The sequence below is a fragment of the Niallia sp. CD-39 genome (genome assembly GCF_059874745.1).
In genome coordinates this window covers 284,952-302,219 of record NZ_JCBCPS010000004.1, presented here as the reverse complement: position 1 = coordinate 302,219, position 17,268 = coordinate 284,952, and the positions used below count along the sequence as shown (strand labels likewise).

General features: G+C 37.6%; 15 protein-coding genes. 7 read left to right on the top strand and 8 right to left on the bottom strand.

Annotation, left to right across the window (positions count from 1 at the left end):
• Positions 1–87: 87 nt before the first annotated feature.
• On the top strand, positions 88–648 hold the full coding sequence (locus AC6F34_RS11765; RefSeq protein WP_500772290.1) for an FAD-dependent oxidoreductase: 561 nt from the start codon (positions 88–90) through the stop codon (positions 646–648).
• A gap of 255 nt (positions 649–903) precedes the next feature.
• Here the strand turns inward: AC6F34_RS11765 and AC6F34_RS11760 are convergent, their stop codons facing one another.
• Entirely contained in the window at positions 904–1,860 is a 957-nt protein-coding gene (locus AC6F34_RS11760) for a D-2-hydroxyacid dehydrogenase (RefSeq protein WP_500772288.1), read from the bottom strand.
• 325 nt (positions 1,861–2,185) lie between these two features.
• Positions 2,186–3,028, bottom strand: a complete 843-nt coding sequence (locus AC6F34_RS11755) for an MBL fold metallo-hydrolase (protein ID WP_500772286.1) — start codon at positions 3,026–3,028, stop codon at positions 2,186–2,188.
• 188 nt (positions 3,029–3,216) lie between these two features.
• On the opposite strand from AC6F34_RS11755, the gene AC6F34_RS11750 reads away from it, so the two are divergent.
• The 5 genes from AC6F34_RS11750 (at position 3,217) to AC6F34_RS11730 (ending at position 8,150) form a co-directional block, all read left to right on the top strand.
• Positions 3,217–4,317, top strand: a complete 1,101-nt coding sequence (locus AC6F34_RS11750; protein WP_500772284.1) for an ABC transporter ATP-binding protein — start codon at positions 3,217–3,219, stop codon at positions 4,315–4,317.
• Complete coding sequence (locus tag AC6F34_RS11745) at positions 4,314–5,231, top strand: carbohydrate ABC transporter permease (protein ID WP_500772282.1); 918 nt, start codon at positions 4,314–4,316, stop codon at positions 5,229–5,231. Before AC6F34_RS11750 ends, AC6F34_RS11745 begins: the two co-directional genes overlap by 4 nt.
• Positions 5,228–6,040, top strand: coding sequence for a carbohydrate ABC transporter permease (locus tag AC6F34_RS11740; RefSeq protein WP_500772280.1), 813 nt, complete (start codon positions 5,228–5,230; stop codon positions 6,038–6,040). The genes AC6F34_RS11745 and AC6F34_RS11740 overlap by 4 nt, the downstream gene beginning before the upstream one ends.
• A 77-nt stretch (positions 6,041–6,117) precedes the next feature.
• On the top strand, positions 6,118–7,407 hold the full coding sequence (locus AC6F34_RS11735) for an ABC transporter substrate-binding protein (protein ID WP_500772451.1): 1,290 nt from the start codon (positions 6,118–6,120) through the stop codon (positions 7,405–7,407).
• A gap of 23 nt (positions 7,408–7,430) precedes the next feature.
• Positions 7,431–8,150, top strand: coding sequence for a glycerophosphodiester phosphodiesterase (locus AC6F34_RS11730; protein WP_500772278.1), 720 nt, complete (start codon positions 7,431–7,433; stop codon positions 8,148–8,150).
• A gap of 79 nt (positions 8,151–8,229) precedes the next feature.
• On the opposite strand, the gene AC6F34_RS11725 is transcribed toward AC6F34_RS11730, so the two are convergent.
• Together AC6F34_RS11725 and AC6F34_RS11720 are read right to left on the bottom strand one after the other, a co-directional pair.
• On the bottom strand, positions 8,230–9,888 hold the full coding sequence (locus AC6F34_RS11725) for a glutamine--tRNA ligase/YqeY domain fusion protein (protein WP_500772276.1): 1,659 nt from the start codon (positions 9,886–9,888) through the stop codon (positions 8,230–8,232).
• Between the two features lie 161 nt (positions 9,889–10,049).
• On the bottom strand, positions 10,050–10,961 hold the full coding sequence (locus tag AC6F34_RS11720; RefSeq protein WP_500772274.1) for a DUF1002 domain-containing protein: 912 nt from the start codon (positions 10,959–10,961) through the stop codon (positions 10,050–10,052).
• A gap of 235 nt (positions 10,962–11,196) precedes the next feature.
• Between AC6F34_RS11720 and AC6F34_RS11715 the strand changes: the two genes are divergently transcribed.
• A complete protein-coding gene (locus AC6F34_RS11715) occupies positions 11,197–13,905 on the top strand; it encodes a tetratricopeptide repeat protein (protein WP_500772272.1) in 2,709 nt (902 codons plus the stop codon).
• 24 nt (positions 13,906–13,929) lie between these two features.
• Here the strand turns inward: AC6F34_RS11715 and AC6F34_RS11710 are convergent, their stop codons facing one another.
• From AC6F34_RS11710 to AC6F34_RS11695, 4 genes are all read right to left on the bottom strand, one after another.
• Positions 13,930–14,748: an energy-coupling factor ABC transporter ATP-binding protein gene (locus tag AC6F34_RS11710; protein ID WP_500772270.1), complete on the bottom strand. Its 819-nt coding sequence runs from the start codon at positions 14,746–14,748 to the stop codon at positions 13,930–13,932.
• Positions 14,741–15,586 (bottom strand): energy-coupling factor ABC transporter ATP-binding protein, encoded by an 846-nt coding sequence (locus AC6F34_RS11705; RefSeq protein ID WP_500772268.1) that lies wholly within the window; start codon positions 15,584–15,586, stop codon positions 14,741–14,743. Before AC6F34_RS11705 ends, AC6F34_RS11710 begins: the two co-directional genes overlap by 8 nt.
• Positions 15,583–16,353, bottom strand: coding sequence for an energy-coupling factor transporter transmembrane component T family protein (locus AC6F34_RS11700; RefSeq protein ID WP_500772266.1), 771 nt, complete (start codon positions 16,351–16,353; stop codon positions 15,583–15,585). The genes AC6F34_RS11705 and AC6F34_RS11700 overlap by 4 nt, the downstream gene beginning before the upstream one ends.
• Positions 16,354–16,427: 74 nt before the next feature.
• The gene (locus tag AC6F34_RS11695) at positions 16,428–17,018 is read right to left on the bottom strand and encodes an ECF transporter S component (protein WP_500772264.1); all 591 of its coding nucleotides are present in this window, start codon (positions 17,016–17,018) and stop codon (positions 16,428–16,430) included.
• Between the last annotated feature and the right edge of the window lie 250 nt (positions 17,019–17,268).

The following is a 17,268-nucleotide window of genomic DNA, read 5'->3' as shown; positions in this document are numbered from 1 at the left end:
GGGGAAGTTCAATTGTTTTACTTTTAAATGCATTTTTAATATTCTAAAAATGTAGTTTTGAATGGAAAAAGATGAGGAGTGAAAGTTATGTATGATGTAGTGATTATTGGAGCAGGTCCAGCAGGTGGAAGTGCAGCTTTGATTGCAGCAAAAGCTGGAAAGAAAGTCCTTGTTTTGGACAATGATAAAGGTGTGACAAAGCGTGCCTATGTAGTAAATCACTATGGTGTTGAAGAAATTACTGGTCCAGATTTAATTGAAGTAGGGAAAAAGCAAGCGGCTAAATTCGGAGCAGAAATTGTTGCTGCAACAGCTGAGGGTATTGAAAAAGCGGATTCAGGATTTGCCGTTCAAACAGACAAGGGTACTTATGAAGGTAAGCATGTTGTTCTAGCAACAGGATTTCTAACAGATCTTGCAGAAAAAGCGGGAGTAGCAACGAAGGAGGGAACAGAGCCAAGAGTGAAAACGATTGCTGATGTGGATGCTTCTGGAAGAACGAATATTAAAGGTATTTGGGCTGCTGGAACCTTTGCTGGAGTAAGTGTTCATACGATTATTACAGCAGGTGATGGAGCAAAGGTTGCTTTTAATATTGTTAGTGAATTAAATGGTGAACGTTATGTCGATCACGACGTCCTAAAATAAGAAGAAGTAAGGCTAGAGAAATCTTTTCTCTAGCCTTTTTTAGAATGTTGACAAACGCCCGCATACGTCGTTATTTGGCATCAAAGTCCCATATAAACATTGTGATCTATTCGGGTCTTCACTCGGCTGCACGCTTAGTCTGACAAGCGTTTTCAAGACAGTCTTAGGGTTTCTCTTGTTAATAAAAATTCCACTTAAAAACATGTTGATAAAGACTCACCTACGTCGTTGTTTTTCTTATTCTATTTTTCCTGCTTAATAACCCCTCGTGTAATTCACTACATTTTTGTCGATTTCTTTCCCTTCAATGTATCGTTTAAAGTTTGGAATGAGAATTTCTTCAATGACACGTTCATTGTAATGTTCAGTTGCTCCAGCAGTATGTGGTGTAATAATGACGTTGTCCATTTCCCACAGTGGGCTTGAATCCTCAAGTGGTTCTTTTTCAAAAACATCTAATCCAGCACCAGCGATGAGACCATTTTGCAAAGCATGGATCAAATCTTTTTCTACAATAATTTCTCCTCGACCAATATTGACGAGGAAAGCAGATGGCTTCATTGAAGCAAACGCTTCTTTACCAATTAAAGCTTTCGTTTCATTTGTTAATGGAAGGGTGATGACAACATAATCGCATTTTGGTAACACTTGATGTAAATCTTTGATCGTAAACATTTCATCAACGAAATCATTTGGTTTTTCGCTATTTCTTACGCCAATTACGTGCATGTTAAATGCTTTTGCCAGCTTTGCTGTTTCTTCTCCAATTGCTCCAATACCAATAATACCAATCGTTTTTTTATGAATTTCCAACTTTAAATGCTCATGATGCCAGTTTTTTTTCTGTTGATTCTTAACGTATGTATCCACTTTTCTTGTCCATGCAAGCATAAGCGCAAATATTGTTTCGGAAATTGGGTATGCATGTACACCAGAAGCGCTCGTTAGTTGTACATTTTGTTTCTCCAATTGAGCGAGTGGAAAGGTGTTGACACCTGCACTCCACGATTGTACCCATTTCAGCTTTTCCATTGTTGGCAATGCTTCTGCAACTTCTTTTTTCCAACCACCGACGATCTCCGCATTCTTAAGCTCATTTTCCCATACAGAAGCGTCCTTACCGACGATGTAATGCCACTCTGGCGCTACATCTATAATCTTCTGTAATAATTCATCTTCAACCTTTTGTGTAATTATCATTGTTCTGCTCATGTTGCTCCCCCATTCCATCGTTCAAATTGTTCTGCTCATACTTTACCATAATAAATAGTGAGAATAAACAGAATTGTATTGTGCCCAAAGCAATCTGTTAAAAGTGAGTGGTCGTGTCTAACATGTATGAGCGTAAAATAGTTACTTCTAGCTACCGATAATCTCTTGCTTTTGTCGGTGATTGGCACGATGACTAATTATGTACTTATGTTTTCTATTTCGGTTTTTATTGCAATATATGCCAAGAAAAATCTCCAGTAAAAAATATATAGACAAAGTCAAAAATTGACTTTGTCTACATGCACTCTATATAACTATTTCTATGCTAAAGGATTGTTTCATCCTTATCGACTGTGGATGGCAGTGCGAGCTCATCAAAGTATTCTATAAGAAGCTCTAGTTGGCTGGTAAGGACATCTCCAGCCATTGGAATTCCGTGTCCAGTTATGGCGATGTCAGGAGATAGATTGCGCAGTTTTACAATGGATTCTTTAGCGGCTTGCCAGTCCTCTGTTAAATATTTCGGTGGTCCGCTAATTTCCTGCTCTTGTGTTAGAACCTTATACAGTGATTCTTGCTTTACTGTTACAAAAGCGTCCCCAACAATCAATGTACGATCACTCTCTCGAAATAATGAAATATGTCCTTGTGTATGACCTGGAGTTGCAAGCCATTGCCATCCTTCCATGTCTGGGATTGATCCATCAATTGGAAGTGGGTGTATATGTGGTGATAAATTGATCCCATTATGAGGGAAGAAAGGCGAAAGCATGGATAATAATCCATCATCGAAGGAACCTTTCGGTTCAGGATAGTCCATCTGTCCTGTCAAGTGAGGAAGTTCAGCCTGATGTGCGTAAACCGGAACATCCCAGTGTGCGATCAGTTCTGAAATAGCCCCGACATGGTCAAAGTGTCCGTGTGTGAGAATAATTGCCTTCGGCCTAGCTCCTTTACCAAATAATTCTTCGGCCGCTTCGATGATTTTCATAGCAGATTTTGGCATGCCAGCATCAATTAACACCCAATCATCGGCGGTTTTATGCACGAAGCAAACATTCACAATTTGCACGGTAAAAACATGCACTCCATTTGCAACATGATTAATCATCCCACTTGTTGAAGATGTAATCGGCATATATCTTGAGTTTTTATCAAAGTCATTCATTTTAAAACCCTCCCCGCAATGAAACTTCTAATCTTTTTATTCCCCAGAATAGAGTGCAATATGCGTCCATTTGAAAAGAAAAGTAGTAACCAATTTACAAGCTTTTAACAAAATATTGAAAATGTCTTTATATTCGCTTTATATTGTTTCGTTACGATAAAAGGAGCAAGAGGTAAGGGGGCAAAGTGATGCATGCCATTGAAGTGAAAAGTTTAGAGAAATCGTATAGTACAGGCAATGCGGTCATTTCTAACATGAATTTTCATGTTGAGAAGGGGGAGTTTTTTTCCATAGTTGGTCCTTCAGGCTGCGGAAAAAGTACATTACTACGCATTATTGCAGGCTTAGAGCAAGTGTCGGGTGGTGCGGTCTATATGGATGGAGTTGATGTTACCTCTCGACGACCAGATGAAAGAAATATATCTATGGTTTTTCAAAATTATGCATTGTTTCCTCATCTGACTGTCGAGGAAAATATCATATTTGGGCTACATGTGAAGAAGGTATCGAAGAAAGAGCAAATGGCTCGCTGTTTAGACGCTGCTGAATTACTTGGCCTTCAAGATTATTTGAAAAGAAAGCCTAAAGAACTCTCAGGTGGACAAAGGCAAAGAGTAGCATTAGGAAGAGCCATTGCTTCACAAGCACCGATCTGTTTAATGGATGAACCTTTGTCCAATTTGGACGCAAAGCTCCGTGCAAAAATGCGTTCTGAGGTGAAACAAATTCAACGTAACCTAGGGATGACGATGATTTATGTGACACATGACCAAGTAGAAGCAATGACGATGGCTGATCGAATGATGGTGTTAAATCAAGGTGAGATTCAGCAGATTGGTGATCCATTAAATGTTTACAATCACCCATCGAACTTGTTTGTCGGATCCTTTATCGGTTCACCACCAATGAATGTAATTGAAGGGGAATGGAGAAATCATTGTTTGTATTTGAATAATCAATGGAGAATTGAACCTTTAGTTGCAAATCAATCTTCAGTCTATGTTGGTGTACGCCCTGAACATATTCAATTAGCTGGCGAGCGACCACCATCTTTTATTGGGAAGGTTAATCATGTCGAAATACTAGGGACAGAAACTTTGGTTACTTTTACAGTAGATCAAACACGTTGTATATCAAGGCTAACGGGTCAATGGAGCTTCCAAATTGGTGAAAAGGTACCGTTCAGAGTAGAAGAAGAGCATATTCATGTTTTTGATTATGAGACAAAGATGCGGATTGAAAACGAAGCGATTCGCTATTCTCCAAAGGTTGGGGAGGCTAGCGTATGAATGTTGCAAAGGAAAATTCTCCTTCGTTAAATAGAAGGAAGAGAGGGATGCCTTCATTTGTAGAAGGTTTGTTGTATTTATTACCATCCATTCTACTATTTATTGTCTTTCTATTTTATCCAATGTTTAAGACGATTTATTTAAGCTTTTTTCTAACAGATGCAAGAGGAACTCCACATACTTTTATTGGACTAGAACATTATGTTGGACTTTTTCAATCATCATCCTTTTTAACTAGCATGAAAGCAACTGCCTTATTTGTTCTATATACTGTCCCAATTGGAGTCATACTTGCTTTGTTCTTAGCACTCTTAGCAAATCAAAAGCTAAAAGGCATCGGTTTCTTCCGAACAATCTTCTCTTCAACGATGGGAATGAGTGTTGCAGCATCATCGGTCATTTGGATGTTTATGTATAATCCAGCGATAGGTATCGCCAATCAATTTATGAAGCTAATCGGATTAACTGAAGTTCAATGGCTGCTAAACCCAGATACCGCCTTGTTATCAATAGCGGTTGCGACTGTATGGATGAATACAGGCTTTAGTTTCATGATCTTATTAGGAGGATTACATACGATAGATTCATCTCTATATGAGAGTGGCAAGATTGCAGGCATAAGCGATTTCTATGCATTAAGAAAAATAACACTGCCATTGCTATCGCCAACGCTTCTGTTTATCATAACGGTTTCATTAATCAATTCCTTTCAAACCTTTGGACAGATCGATATTTTAACAAAGGGCGGACCGATGGAGACTACAAACGTCATTGTTTACTCAATTTATAAAGATGCTTTTGTTAACTTCAATGTGGGATCAGCGAGTGCACAAGCCGTGATGCTATTTGTCTTCATTTTCTTTGTAACGATTCTCCAATTTAAGTGGGGAGAAAGGAGGGTGCATTACCAATGAGCCATTTAAAAAAAGGGATTCTTTATGGTTTGCTAACGCTCTCTGCATTCGTTATGTTTTTTCCAATTCTTTATGCTTTCTCTATTAGTTTTATGCAAGGTGGAGAAGTGTTAAGAGGAAATCTATTACCGGAGCAACTATCATTTTCCAATTATATTGCCGCATTTCAAAAGGTGCCACTTCTTACTTATTTAATGAACAGCTTTATCGTCTCAGCAACAATTATGATTGGGCAGGTTCTCTTTTGTTGTTTAGCAGCGTTTGCATTTACCTTCATTCAATTTAAAGGGAGAGATCTATTGTTTATTGTGTTTATATCTACGATGATGATCCCTTGGGAAGCGACGATGATTCCAAACTTTCAAACGATCCAATCCTTAGGATGGACGAACAGCTATATGGGTCTTTCCTTGCCGTTTTTTGCAATGGCATTTGGAACCTTCCTATTAAGACAGCAGTTTAAAACGATTCCAATTGAATTATATGAAGCGACTCAAGTAGCAGGTGTGAATCGATTTCAATTCCTTTTTCGAGTAGTGCTTCCTGTGTCAAAGACTAGTTTAGTAACCTTATCAATTTATAGTTTTTTAACAGCATGGAATATGTATTTATGGCCATTGCTGATTACAAATGAGGAATCAATGAGAACGGTCCAAATCGGCTTGAAGCAAATGCAAACTCAAGAAATTGCTTCTGAATGGGGGGTGGTTATGGCTGGGGTTATGATGGTAATCCTCCCAACACTAATTCTCCTATTTTTAGGGCAAGGCAGATTGCAAGAAGGGCTGACTAGAGGTGCAATTAAGTAAATGTAATCAAAAAAAATGAAAAGTAGGTGCTTATTGTGAAGTTGAAAATCGTATTATTAGCAGTCATTTGTTCACTTATGTTAGCAGCATGTAGCGGGACGTCAGTAGACGAGCAAGTAGAAGGAGAGAGTATTGAAAAAAATGGAGATATGACGGAAGTCGTATTTTGGCATTCAATGAGTGGGAATCTTGAGGAATCTGTTAATACATTGGCGCAGCGATTTAATGACAGTCAGGATTCTATTGTAGTAAAGCCAATTTTTCAAGGAACATATGAAGAAGCAATTGCAAAGTTTAATGCGGTTTCAGGGACAAAAGATGCTCCAACTATTATGCAAACATTTGAAGTAGGAACGAAGTATATGATCGATACTGGAATGATTGAACCTGTTCAAAAATTTATCGATAAAGAAAACTATGATACAAGCAAGTGGGAGAAGAATATAACAAACTATTATGCAGTTGATGGTGTCCAATATTCAATGCCATTTAACTCTTCAACACCAGTGCTCGTTTATAATAAAGATGCATTTAAAGAAGCCGGTTTGGATCCTGAAAAGGCACCTGTTACATATACTGAATTAAAAGATGCAGCAAAGGCATTAACGACAGGAGATCAGTATGGGTTTTCAATTTTAAACTATGGTTGGTTTATAGAAGAGCTTATTGCTGCTCAAGGTGGCTTATTTGTAAATGAAGAAAATGGGCGAAAAGGCAATGCTACTGAAGCTGTTTTTAACGGTGAGGAAGGGCAAAAAGTGTTTCAATTAATAAGTGATATGTATAAAGAAGGTACATTTTATAATACTGGACAAAACTGGGATGATATGCGAGCTGCATTCCAATCAGGAAAAATAGCGATGTACATTGATTCATCGGCAGGAATTCGAGGTATGGTGGATCAATCAGATTTTGAGGTAGGAGCTGCCTACTTGCCAATTCCTGATGGTGTTGATTGGAACGGGGTAATTATTGGAGGGGCTTCTCTATGGATGGCGAGTGATATAGAAGAAGAGAAGCAACAAGCAGCATGGGAATTTATGAAATACTTAACGACACCAGAAGTTCAAGCAGATTGGCATGTAAATACAGGATATTTTGCCATCAATCCAGAAGCGTATAATGAGGATATTGTTAAATTAGAATGGGAAAAATACCCCCAGCTTAAAGTAACAGTAGATCAGCTTCGTGAAACAACGCCTTCTGTGGCAACGCAAGGCGCACTGATTTCAGTCTTTCCTGAAGCAAGACAGCGAGTGGTGAATGCAATGGAAAGCTTGTACCAAGGTGTAGATCCAGGAGAGGCGCTGAACCGAGCGGTTGCAGAAACGAATGAAGCATTGGAAATGTCAAATCGAAAAAAGTAAAAGGCCATGAGGAGAGTGAAGCGATGAGTAAGCCTGCAATCTTTGCGCATAGAGGGATGAGTGGCCACTATCCGGAAAATACGATGAAGGCTTTTAAAGAAGCAATTGGTGTATCTGCTGCAGGCATTGAACTAGATGTTCAATTATCGAAGGATGGAGAGGTTGTTATCATTCACGATGAACAAATTAATCGTACAACGAATGGAACGGGTTTTGTTCAAGACTATACATTGGATGAATTACGAGACTTTGACGCAGGTAGCTGGTTTTCGAGCTCTTTTGAAGGAGAGCAATTGCCGACATTAGAGGCAGTATTAGCATGGATGCAGGTCGAAAATCACTCTTTTCTTTTGAATATTGAATTAAAAAATGACCAAATTTACTACGAAGGGCTAGAAAAGAAGGTTCTTTCACTTGTTAAACAATATGAGCTGGAGAATCAAGTCATTATTTCGTCATTTAATCCTTCGAGCTTGCAAGTAGTTCGTGAACTCGATCCAGCAATTGAAATTGGCTTATTAATAGAAGGACTAAAGCCAGAGGCATTACAAACAGCAAAAAAGGTTGGTGCTAATGCAATTCATAGTCAAGCAATCTTTGCACTTTCTGAGTACGGGAAAGAAGCGATGGAGGCAGGGTTTCCTATCAGAGTCTATACAGTGAATGAAAAAGAGGAATACGAGCTCCTTGTAGCAGCAGGAGTAGAGGTTGTTATGACTGATTTTCCTGACCGATTCAAATGAGGTTCAGAATGTTGACAAACGCTTGCATACGTTCGTAAATACGCTCAAAAGGGTTCGGAATTTATCCGAACCCTTTTTCTTATAATTTAAATGAGCTTTTCAATGAAACAATACGATTAAACACAATGTTGTCAGTCTTTGTATCTTTAGGGTCTACATTGAAATAGCCGTGACGGAAAAATTGAAATTTGTCTTGAGGCTCTGCGTCCTTCAAGTTCGGTTCAATAAAGCCGTTTAATACTTCTAATGAATTTGGATTAATGAAATCTAGAAACGTTTTATTTTCATGATCTTCATCAGCTTCCATTTCCTTATCAAGGACAAGCGGCTCGTATAAGCGGAATTCAGCAGGAATTGCATGTGTTGCATCAACCCAGTGAAGTGTGCCTTTTACTTTACGTCCAGTAAACCCTGTACCACTCTTTGTTTCATGATCGTAAGTACAATGAATTTCTGTTACATTGCCTTCTTCATCTTTAATAACATCGTGGCACTTAATGAAATACGCATGCTTTAAGCGAACTTCATTGCCAGGGAAGAGACGGAAGTACTTCTTAGGTGGATCTTCCATAAAGTCTTCTTGCTCAATATAAATCTCTCTTGAAAATGGAATTTGTCTCGTTCCCATTTCAGGGTTTTCAGGATTGATTTCTGCCTCAAGGTATTCTGTTTCGCCTTCAGGGTAGTTCGTAATAATAACCTTTAACGGCTTTAAAATCCCCATTGTACGTGGTGATTTTAACTTCAAGTCTTCACGCATATAATGGTCAAGCATCGCTTCATCCACTGCGCCGTTACCCTTTGATACACCAGTTTCTTTCACAAATTCACGGATCGCTTCTGCAGTGAAGCCTTTTCTACGTAAACCTGAAATTGTTGGCATACGTGGATCATCCCATCCATCGACAATGCCTTCATCGACCATAAGCTTGAGCTTTCGTTTGCTCATAACTGTGTTTGTGACATTTAAGCGACCAAACTCTATTTGTTGTGGCTGACAATCCATTTCACATTCAGCAATGACCCAGTTGTATAGAGGACGCTGATCTTCGAACTCTGTTGTACATAATGAATGCGTCACACCTTCGATTGCGTCCTCTAATGGATGTGCAAAGGAATACATCGGGTAAATGCACCAAGTATCACCTGTATTATGATGAGTTGCATGGGAGATGCGGTAAATAACTGGATCGCGCAAATTGATGTTCGGTGAAGACATATCAATTTTTGCACGAAGCACCTTTGCTCCGTTCTCAAATTCTCCTTTACGCATTTTCTCGAACAATTCAAGGTTTTCTTCGATCGAACGGCTACGATAAGGACTTTCTTTTCCTGGTTCAGTTAATGTTCCGCGGTATTCTCGAATTTGCTCTTGATTCAAATCATCTACATATGCCTTCCCTTTTTTAATTAAGAGTACGGCACGATTGTACATTTCTTCAAAGTAATTCGATGCAAAGTGAAGCTCTTCCCAATCAAAGCCAAGCCATTTTACATCTTCTTTTATTGCATCTACGTATTCTTGATCTTCCTTAAGTGGGTTCGTATCATCGAAACGCAGATTTGTTCTTCCATTAAATTCATCTGCTAATCCAAAGTTAATGATGATGGATTTAGCATGTCCAATATGTAGATAGCCGTTTGGCTCAGGAGGAAAACGAGTGACGATTGTATCATGCTTCCCGCCATCTAAATCCTCTTTCATAATCTTTTTAATAAAATTTGAATGTGTATCCAAATCAATATCAGCCTTTCTATCCGTATTATGACAAATGGTATCTCATTAGTCACGAAGCGTAGTATGATTCCTTCATTATAAAATAAAACAGCAAGGGAAAAAAGCCCCGTGCTGTTTAACTTTTAAAAAGTATGCTGTATGTGCATATTTTATCACTCTAGTTATGAAAAAATACTACGAATGGAATCAATAATGCCCTTAAAGAAATCAGAAATGGCTTGTAAAAATCCTTTATCTCCAACAGCCTGTTCAATCTTATTCTTCACGTCATTTGCTAAAGATTCTAGCTGGGATTTTACATTATCAAAATTGATATTAAGGGAACGCATCTTTTCGAATAAATCGATTAAAAGCTGACGATCTTGTTCATTTAAATTGATTTCTAAAGACTTTAGTTTTTCATCAATAATCTGTTCAATCTCTTCTTTTGTTGCTGGTTTGTTTTCTGCAATGGCTGTTTTTATTTCAGCTAATAGTTCTGAGACTTTGTTTTGGTCTAACCCTTCTTGTTCAGCAAGCTTTGTTGCTAAACTTAATTCCTCATTCGCTACTTCAGTATGTTCCTTATTTAATTCTGCGCCATCACCTTGGTCATACGCTTTATAGATTCCTACTAGTGCAGAATGGCCTGTAACTTTTACAGGCGAAGCGATGTCAACAATTGCATGATCAACTCCTGCTGTTAGCAATGCATTTGCATACATTTCATTGGAAACTTGGGTGATATTATCAGGTGTAAGTTGATTTACAACGACACCATCAATTTTGTCACTTCGCGTTATTTTTGCAGACGAGTACATATTTGAATTTGGATTTCCATTTATATAGTAGACGATGTCTTGAGCTGTAATTGTTAATTCTTCAACGTTGCTTGAATCATTAATTCCGAAAAGCTTTCGTACTTCATCTTTTTGTGATGCTGTCAATTGTTCTCCATAAACAGCAATTGGAAGTCCATATTTTTCATCTATTACATCTTCTGTATCCTTTGATGCAAATACATTTCCACTGGAAGTAATAAGCAATGTAGTAGCGACAATCGCAGCAAACCATTTTTTCATCTGTTTCATCATAGAATTCTCCTTAATTTTTGTTGGATTGTTCATCGATATAGACGGTTAAGGGACGGGAAAGGTTTCAATCTAGCAAGTTAGCTTACCTTCTTAGACATTATATTACAACAGATTACAATAATGTATTAAAAATGATAGGGAAATGAAATTTATTCAACATTTAACTTTGATAGAATACGTTCATAGTAGTAAAAATACACTTGATTCATAGAAACAGTGAATAGGTGGAGGGTATATGACGAACGAACAGAAATTTGTAACGAAAACCAATTATGAATATTTAATAGAAGGAAGCCAATTGAATGATGCATTGCCACTACTCGGGAATCTCTATATGGAAGAGCAGAAAAAAGAGCTGCCGAACTTAACCGAAATTCGTTTCGCTCAAGGAGAGCTGTATTTTCAATTTAAAGATTTTGAGGCAGCTATATTTAAATGGGAAAACATTGGCGATGAGTTACAGCCATGGGCAAGGAAAAATACAGCTGATGCATACCTTGAACTTGAGATGTATACAAATGCAGAGGGCATCTATCGTTCCATTGAAACAGAGTCACCTGTGTTAACAATGGAAGTGTTGTTGCAACTATTCTCCTTATACATACAAGTGAATAAAAAGGATGAGGCAACTAGAGTTCTAAAAGAGGCGATTGCGTTTGATCCAGATTATCAAGATGTAACGACCATTGCACAATCTTATTGGGAAAAAGAAAATGAGTGGGGGCATGTAATTGAATTGGCAAAATCGGAATTCATTCGAACGAGGGATGATCATTGGATTGAAAGACTGCAGATGTATGCAGACCGAAGATGGCTGACAAACGAAGAACCAACTCATTACCAACCGATTCTTGAAATATTGTTTGAAGAAAACAAACAGCAATTTGAAAAGCTGTCGTCGACTCTATGGAAAGGGTATGAGCAAAAAGAGACCTATTTTACATGGATTCAATCATTTAACCACTTAATAAAAGAACGGATTGTTGATGACCTATGGAGCTCTTCAATTCTAGAAGATCTCTATCAGGAAACGTATCGCTCACTAACCTCTGGGAAATATCCATTGAAGGTTATTACATCGTTTATTCCGAACCATCTAGAAAATTGGCTTGCGGTTGCAACGACTCGGACGTCTATTAATGCTAAGACGGCGATTGTCTCTTGGTCAACATTGTTCCCTACAGGTATAGAAGAAGAAGTAGTGCAAAGAGTAGAGCGTGATATTCAAAGCCGTAATAGTATGGAAATGGCTATTGAAGACGCTTACAGTCTTTTTGAATCAATTGCCGAATGGGGTATGAAGCATGATTTATCAATGGGCATGCAGTTTGAATGGATGGTTAGAGAATTATTAGATGTTGATAACCGTCAATTAATTATTGCGAGTATGGATAGTGATGCAAAGCAAATGTTCATGGAATCGACCTTAGGAGTAGAGGACATGAATGTTGACAGGCAGGTTGTACGGTATAAGTATGCACAATTAGAAGAAGTCATTGATATAACGAATGAAGAAGTAAATACACGATTGTTTGAAGAGTTTACGATGATAGAGGATGAGAATCAGCATTTAGTAAACATCCATTGGAATCACCCACTTTTAGAAAAAGAAAGAATCACTGTGATCAACCCACCACTAATGGAAGTTGGTGTAAGGAATAGCAAGGATCTATTACAATATACTCATTTTAGTGATGCGATTGTATTTGTATTAAGTGGGACAATCCAAAAAATTGAAAAAGAACTGGAAGTCGCAAAAAAAATTAAGAGAGCTCACCCAAGTGTGCCGCTGCATTTCGCTATGCCTGAATTAGAAGAGCGGAGCCAGTATATGTATGAAGATATTTTGGATTCTGTGAACCAAATGTTCCCGCATTCGGAAAAGTTTATCTTAAACAAACAATCACCTGCCTATTTTTCAAGCTTCATCCAACAGATATTTAATGGAGTAAATACTAAGGGTGAACATAAACGAAAGATTCTCCATGCAATTGGCAAATCGATTACTTATTTATCAGAGAAGAGAACGGAGAATGAAGCCTTTCTTGCAGAGAATATTGAGTGGAATGAAGAAATTATTACTAAGCTTAAAGGCGCCAATAATCAACTAGCTGATTACGAGGAAGAGAAAAAGCAATTGCTAAAAGGTGCTTTTCGAAATGAAAAGCTGCAGTTAAAAGAGGAGATTAATGAACAAGTACCTCTATTATTAAAATCATGCGCTCCTTATGTATCAGAGATTGAAGAACCAGCAAAAATGCATTTACAAATGAATCAAAAATTAAATGAAGCGTTAAGAGACTATATCGTTGAAGATGCGTTTCCAAAAGCAAGAGCACAGTTTGAGGAGTGGATTCAATTAAGTGAAGTCCAATTTGTTGAGATGAAGCAGTTTTTCATTGAGATAGCAGAAAGCTTCAATGCGATTTACGGTGAGGAAAAGCTCCAATTTGACCCTGAGTTTCAAATATTGTCTGACTGGAAGCGCGATGTGAATCGTATGACGACAGGGCAGATTCCATTGGAGTCTTTAAATATATTGCTGCGAAATAATCCATCTCAATTATTGCTTAAAGGTGCTAGTGTATTGTTCGGATCCATTACGAAAAACAAGTCATTAATTGAGCAGAAGTATACTGAGTTAATTGAAGAAAAGGATTACAGTGAAGAAGCTGAAAAAACATATCAACAAATCATTCACCAATTCGAACTTCTTGAACGATCGATAGAAGGAGATATCCGCTTGTTCTTACAAGACGCTTATAAGGTATTAGAGCAGGCAATCGAAGACGCATTTGCAGATATAGACAACAGCCAAAAATCATTGAATGAATTACGTGAAAAACCAGAGAAATTCCGTGATCCAATCTCATTCTTTACTCTAAGGTTACTCCAATTAGAAAGTCTAATTGGTGAAGCGCAAAAGGAAATATCTATTAGGTAAGAAAATAAGTCCAAAGAAATGAATTCATTTCTTTGGACGGTTATTCTTCCTCACTATTCGTAGTAACTCATCTTCGTATAAGATTGTTTCACGAAGACCTAAATGATGTCCAAGCTTTGTGATGTTAGGAAGCTCTAATCCAGCAGTTTGAATGACCGCTTCGTTTGAAAAAACTTCATGAGTACTACCATTTAATAAAATGGTTCCATCATTCATCACGATTACGCGCTCAAATACTTCCCCTACAAAGTCCATATCGTGGAGAATACATAGGACGAGAATGCCGCTTGCTTTCAGATTGAATATAATCTCTTTTAGCCGCTCTTTCCCTTTAAAATCTTGACCCATAGTCGGCTCATCAAATATGATGATCTTCGGCTTCATAGCAAGCACAGATGCAATTGCAACAAGCTTTCTTTGCGAAAAGCTTAAATCATGTGGATTTAATTCAGCCTTGTCTTCAAGTCCAACGAGCTGCAGAGAGGCAATGGCTTCTTTTTCTGCTGTCTCTTTAGACATACCAATATTTATTGGTCCATACATAATTTCATCGATTACTTTGTTTTTGAAAATTTGATCATCAGGATTCTGAAAGATCAGACCAACTTCCTTTGCAAGCTGTCGTCCGCTTGCATGAGCAACTTCAATGCCGTTAATTTTGATGGTTCCTTCGCTAGGATGAAGCAACCCCTTGATCAGCCTTACCAACGTTGATTTCCCAGCACCGTTTTGCCCAACAATTGCAGTTGAGTTCATATGTAAATTCATGCTTACATTTTTTAATGCAGGCTTTGGTGAATGTGGATATTGAAAGGAAACATTTTTAATGATAATTTCATTCATTTTCTTCACCTGATAATACTGGAATTGTATTGATTTCAACAGGGAACAGTCCTGTTTTTTGATTGCGAATACCTAATGCCTTACATACTGTTGTGTAGATTGGAGCAGTCACTCCATATGCAGATAAGTCATCACGAGAGAAAACTTCTTCAGGTGTGGCAAAATCAATCAGCTTCCCCTCATGTAAAAGAAGAATTTTATCAGCATATTGAGCAAGCTTTTCTAGATTATGCTCGGCCATAATAATAGTATGGCCTTTTTTCGCTAACTGTTTAATCGCTTTGAAGACATCTTCTGTCCCTTGTGGGTCCAATTGTGATGTTGGTTCATCAAATACAAATATGGACGGATTCATGACAAGAATGCTTGCAATGGCCACCCGTTGCATTTGACCACCAGAAAGATTGAAAGGACTTTGCTGCTTAATATGTTCAATTTTTAATAGACTGAGTGCTTCATTAATTGCCTCAATCATTTTCTCTCGCTTCACACCACGATTCTCTAAACCAAATGCAAGCTCATCAAAGACGGTGCTCTTTGCACCGGATAACTGGGAGTAAGGATGATCGAATACAAGCCCAATGTCACTAGCTAAGTCGTTTATAGAGTGTGTAAATACTTCCTTATCAGCAATATGGACACTTCCGCCGTAGCCACCTTTAAAGAAATGAGGGACAAGACCTGCAAGAGCATGACAAAGCGTTGATTTTCCAGAAGTGTTTGCCCCGATTATGCCAATCCACTCACCTTTATTCACAGAAAAGCTCAAATCATTCAATGCTAAATGCTCAGTGTGAGGATATTTATACTTTAGATTTTCTACAGTGACTATCGTCATGAAATGATCCTCCAAATAATCGCTACCATTAAACAGAACAGTATACAAACTTTAATTGTACGTCGAAACGTATAGATGCGTTTTTCTTGAATAAAAGTCCGTTTAATCGAAGAATTAAATCCTCTTACCTCAAGTGCAATTGCTCTTTCCTTCGTCTCGATTAATGCATGCATGACGACAGGATACATAAGAGGTATAAATGCCTTCACTCGTTTAAGGAGTGATCCATCTATTTCTAATCCTCTTGCTCGTTGGGAATCTTGGATTCTCGCAATATTTGTTCGTAGCTGCGGAATAATATGAAAAACCGATAGCAATACATATCCGAACTTTGGTGATAACCCTTTTCTCATTAGCTCCTCAACCAACAGATCAGGCTTTGTCGTTAACATAATAAGTGAGAATGACAGAATAATGTTCGTGATTCTCAAAGTTAGCAGCAAAGCGAACATAACCCCTTCTTTATAAATAATGAATCCATTAATGGTGACTAACGGAACCTCACGATCAGGATGAAACAGACTTTGAACAATGATGACAGACAGAATAAGAAATAGGGCAACAGAAAGTATAGGAAGAACTTTATGTGCTACCTTCCCAAGTAATAAGAAGAAAAAGCTAACAAGTGTAACCGAAAAAACAATAATATGATCTGAATATAAATAGGATATAAAGATAGCAGCAAATGCAAAAAAAAGTTTGGATAATGGATCTATTTTATGGATGATTGATTGTTGTTCGGAGTATAAATCAATCGTTTTCATCATAATTATATATGTCCTCGTCATTTAATAATTTGTTGGTTGACGAGGTGTACCTCGCCAACCAATATAAAAATAGATTAGAGTTTTTCGATTTTTGTATCCGATTGATACAACGTCTTCATGTTTTTAGGTAGGTTCTTAAAGATTGTGAAAGCAATTAATACGGTAACTGCTTTATCCGGAAGATCAACGACGATGCTATTGAAAAAAGATGCAATCCATAAAGGAACATCATTAGATAGCAAAAGAGCGAAGAGAGCATCTCCCCAAATATTCCCTGTCGTACCACCCCATGCGTAAATATTAATAGGCGTGGAGATGACAGCAGCAATAAATCCAACAGTTAACCCGACAATGATTGCCTTATTGTAACTTGTCAGCCAACCTTTATATGCAAATATCCCAACTGTAATCCCAATTGCCCCACTAGTAATAGCATATACAGCTGAAATTTGGCTAACAGTAAACCCATAAATAAGATTATTAATAATTCCCGATAAAGCACCAATTACTGGTCCAGCTAAAATACTGGCTAAGACAGTTCCAATTGCATCAATCCATAATGGCAAACGTAGAAATTCGGCAAGTGCTTTTCCAATAAAGTTAATTCCTACAGCTACTGGAATGAGTGCAATTGAAAGGGTGGAAAAACGAAACATTTGATTCATTTGTAAACCTCCTTTTAAAATTATCAAAAGAAGCAAAGCTTCTAATGTCAATCATTTAGTCTTTAATGAACGTAATCATGGTGAAATCGTTTTCATTAACAAAGATAGATTGTGAATATTTTCACGTTTTGATGCGCATTTAACTAATCCTACTAACCTATAAGTAGTGCTTAATAACTTTATATACTCCATTATAGTGAAACTATTTGGAAAAGAAAGCCTTATTTTTTACTAGTTACATAGGGAAAAT

Coding starts and splice junctions, on each gene's coding strand:
- AC6F34_RS11755 (WP_500772286.1), bottom strand. CDS start 3,028: ATGAATGACTTTGATAAAAACTCAAGATATATGCCGATTACATCTTCA.
- AC6F34_RS11740 (WP_500772280.1), top strand. CDS start 5,228: ATGAGCCATTTAAAAAAAGGGATTCTTTATGGTTTGCTAACGCTCTCT.
- AC6F34_RS11705 (WP_500772268.1), bottom strand. CDS start 15,586: ATGACGATAGTCACTGTAGAAAATCTAAAGTATAAATATCCTCACACT.
- AC6F34_RS11695 (WP_500772264.1), bottom strand. CDS start 17,018: ATGAATCAAATGTTTCGTTTTTCCACCCTTTCAATTGCACTCATTCCA.
- AC6F34_RS11745 (WP_500772282.1), top strand. CDS start 4,314: ATGAATGTTGCAAAGGAAAATTCTCCTTCGTTAAATAGAAGGAAGAGA.
- AC6F34_RS11700 (WP_500772266.1), bottom strand. CDS start 16,353: ATGATGAAAACGATTGATTTATACTCCGAACAACAATCAATCATCCAT.
- AC6F34_RS11720 (WP_500772274.1), bottom strand. CDS start 10,961: ATGATGAAACAGATGAAAAAATGGTTTGCTGCGATTGTCGCTACTACA.
- AC6F34_RS11730 (WP_500772278.1), top strand. CDS start 7,431: ATGAGTAAGCCTGCAATCTTTGCGCATAGAGGGATGAGTGGCCACTAT.
- AC6F34_RS11765 (WP_500772290.1), top strand. CDS start 88: ATGTATGATGTAGTGATTATTGGAGCAGGTCCAGCAGGTGGAAGTGCA.
- AC6F34_RS11760 (WP_500772288.1), bottom strand. CDS start 1,860: ATGAGCAGAACAATGATAATTACACAAAAGGTTGAAGATGAATTATTA.
- AC6F34_RS11735 (WP_500772451.1), top strand. CDS start 6,118: ATGTTAGCAGCATGTAGCGGGACGTCAGTAGACGAGCAAGTAGAAGGA.
- AC6F34_RS11750 (WP_500772284.1), top strand. CDS start 3,217: ATGCATGCCATTGAAGTGAAAAGTTTAGAGAAATCGTATAGTACAGGC.
- AC6F34_RS11715 (WP_500772272.1), top strand. CDS start 11,197: ATGACGAACGAACAGAAATTTGTAACGAAAACCAATTATGAATATTTA.
- AC6F34_RS11710 (WP_500772270.1), bottom strand. CDS start 14,748: ATGAATGAAATTATCATTAAAAATGTTTCCTTTCAATATCCACATTCA.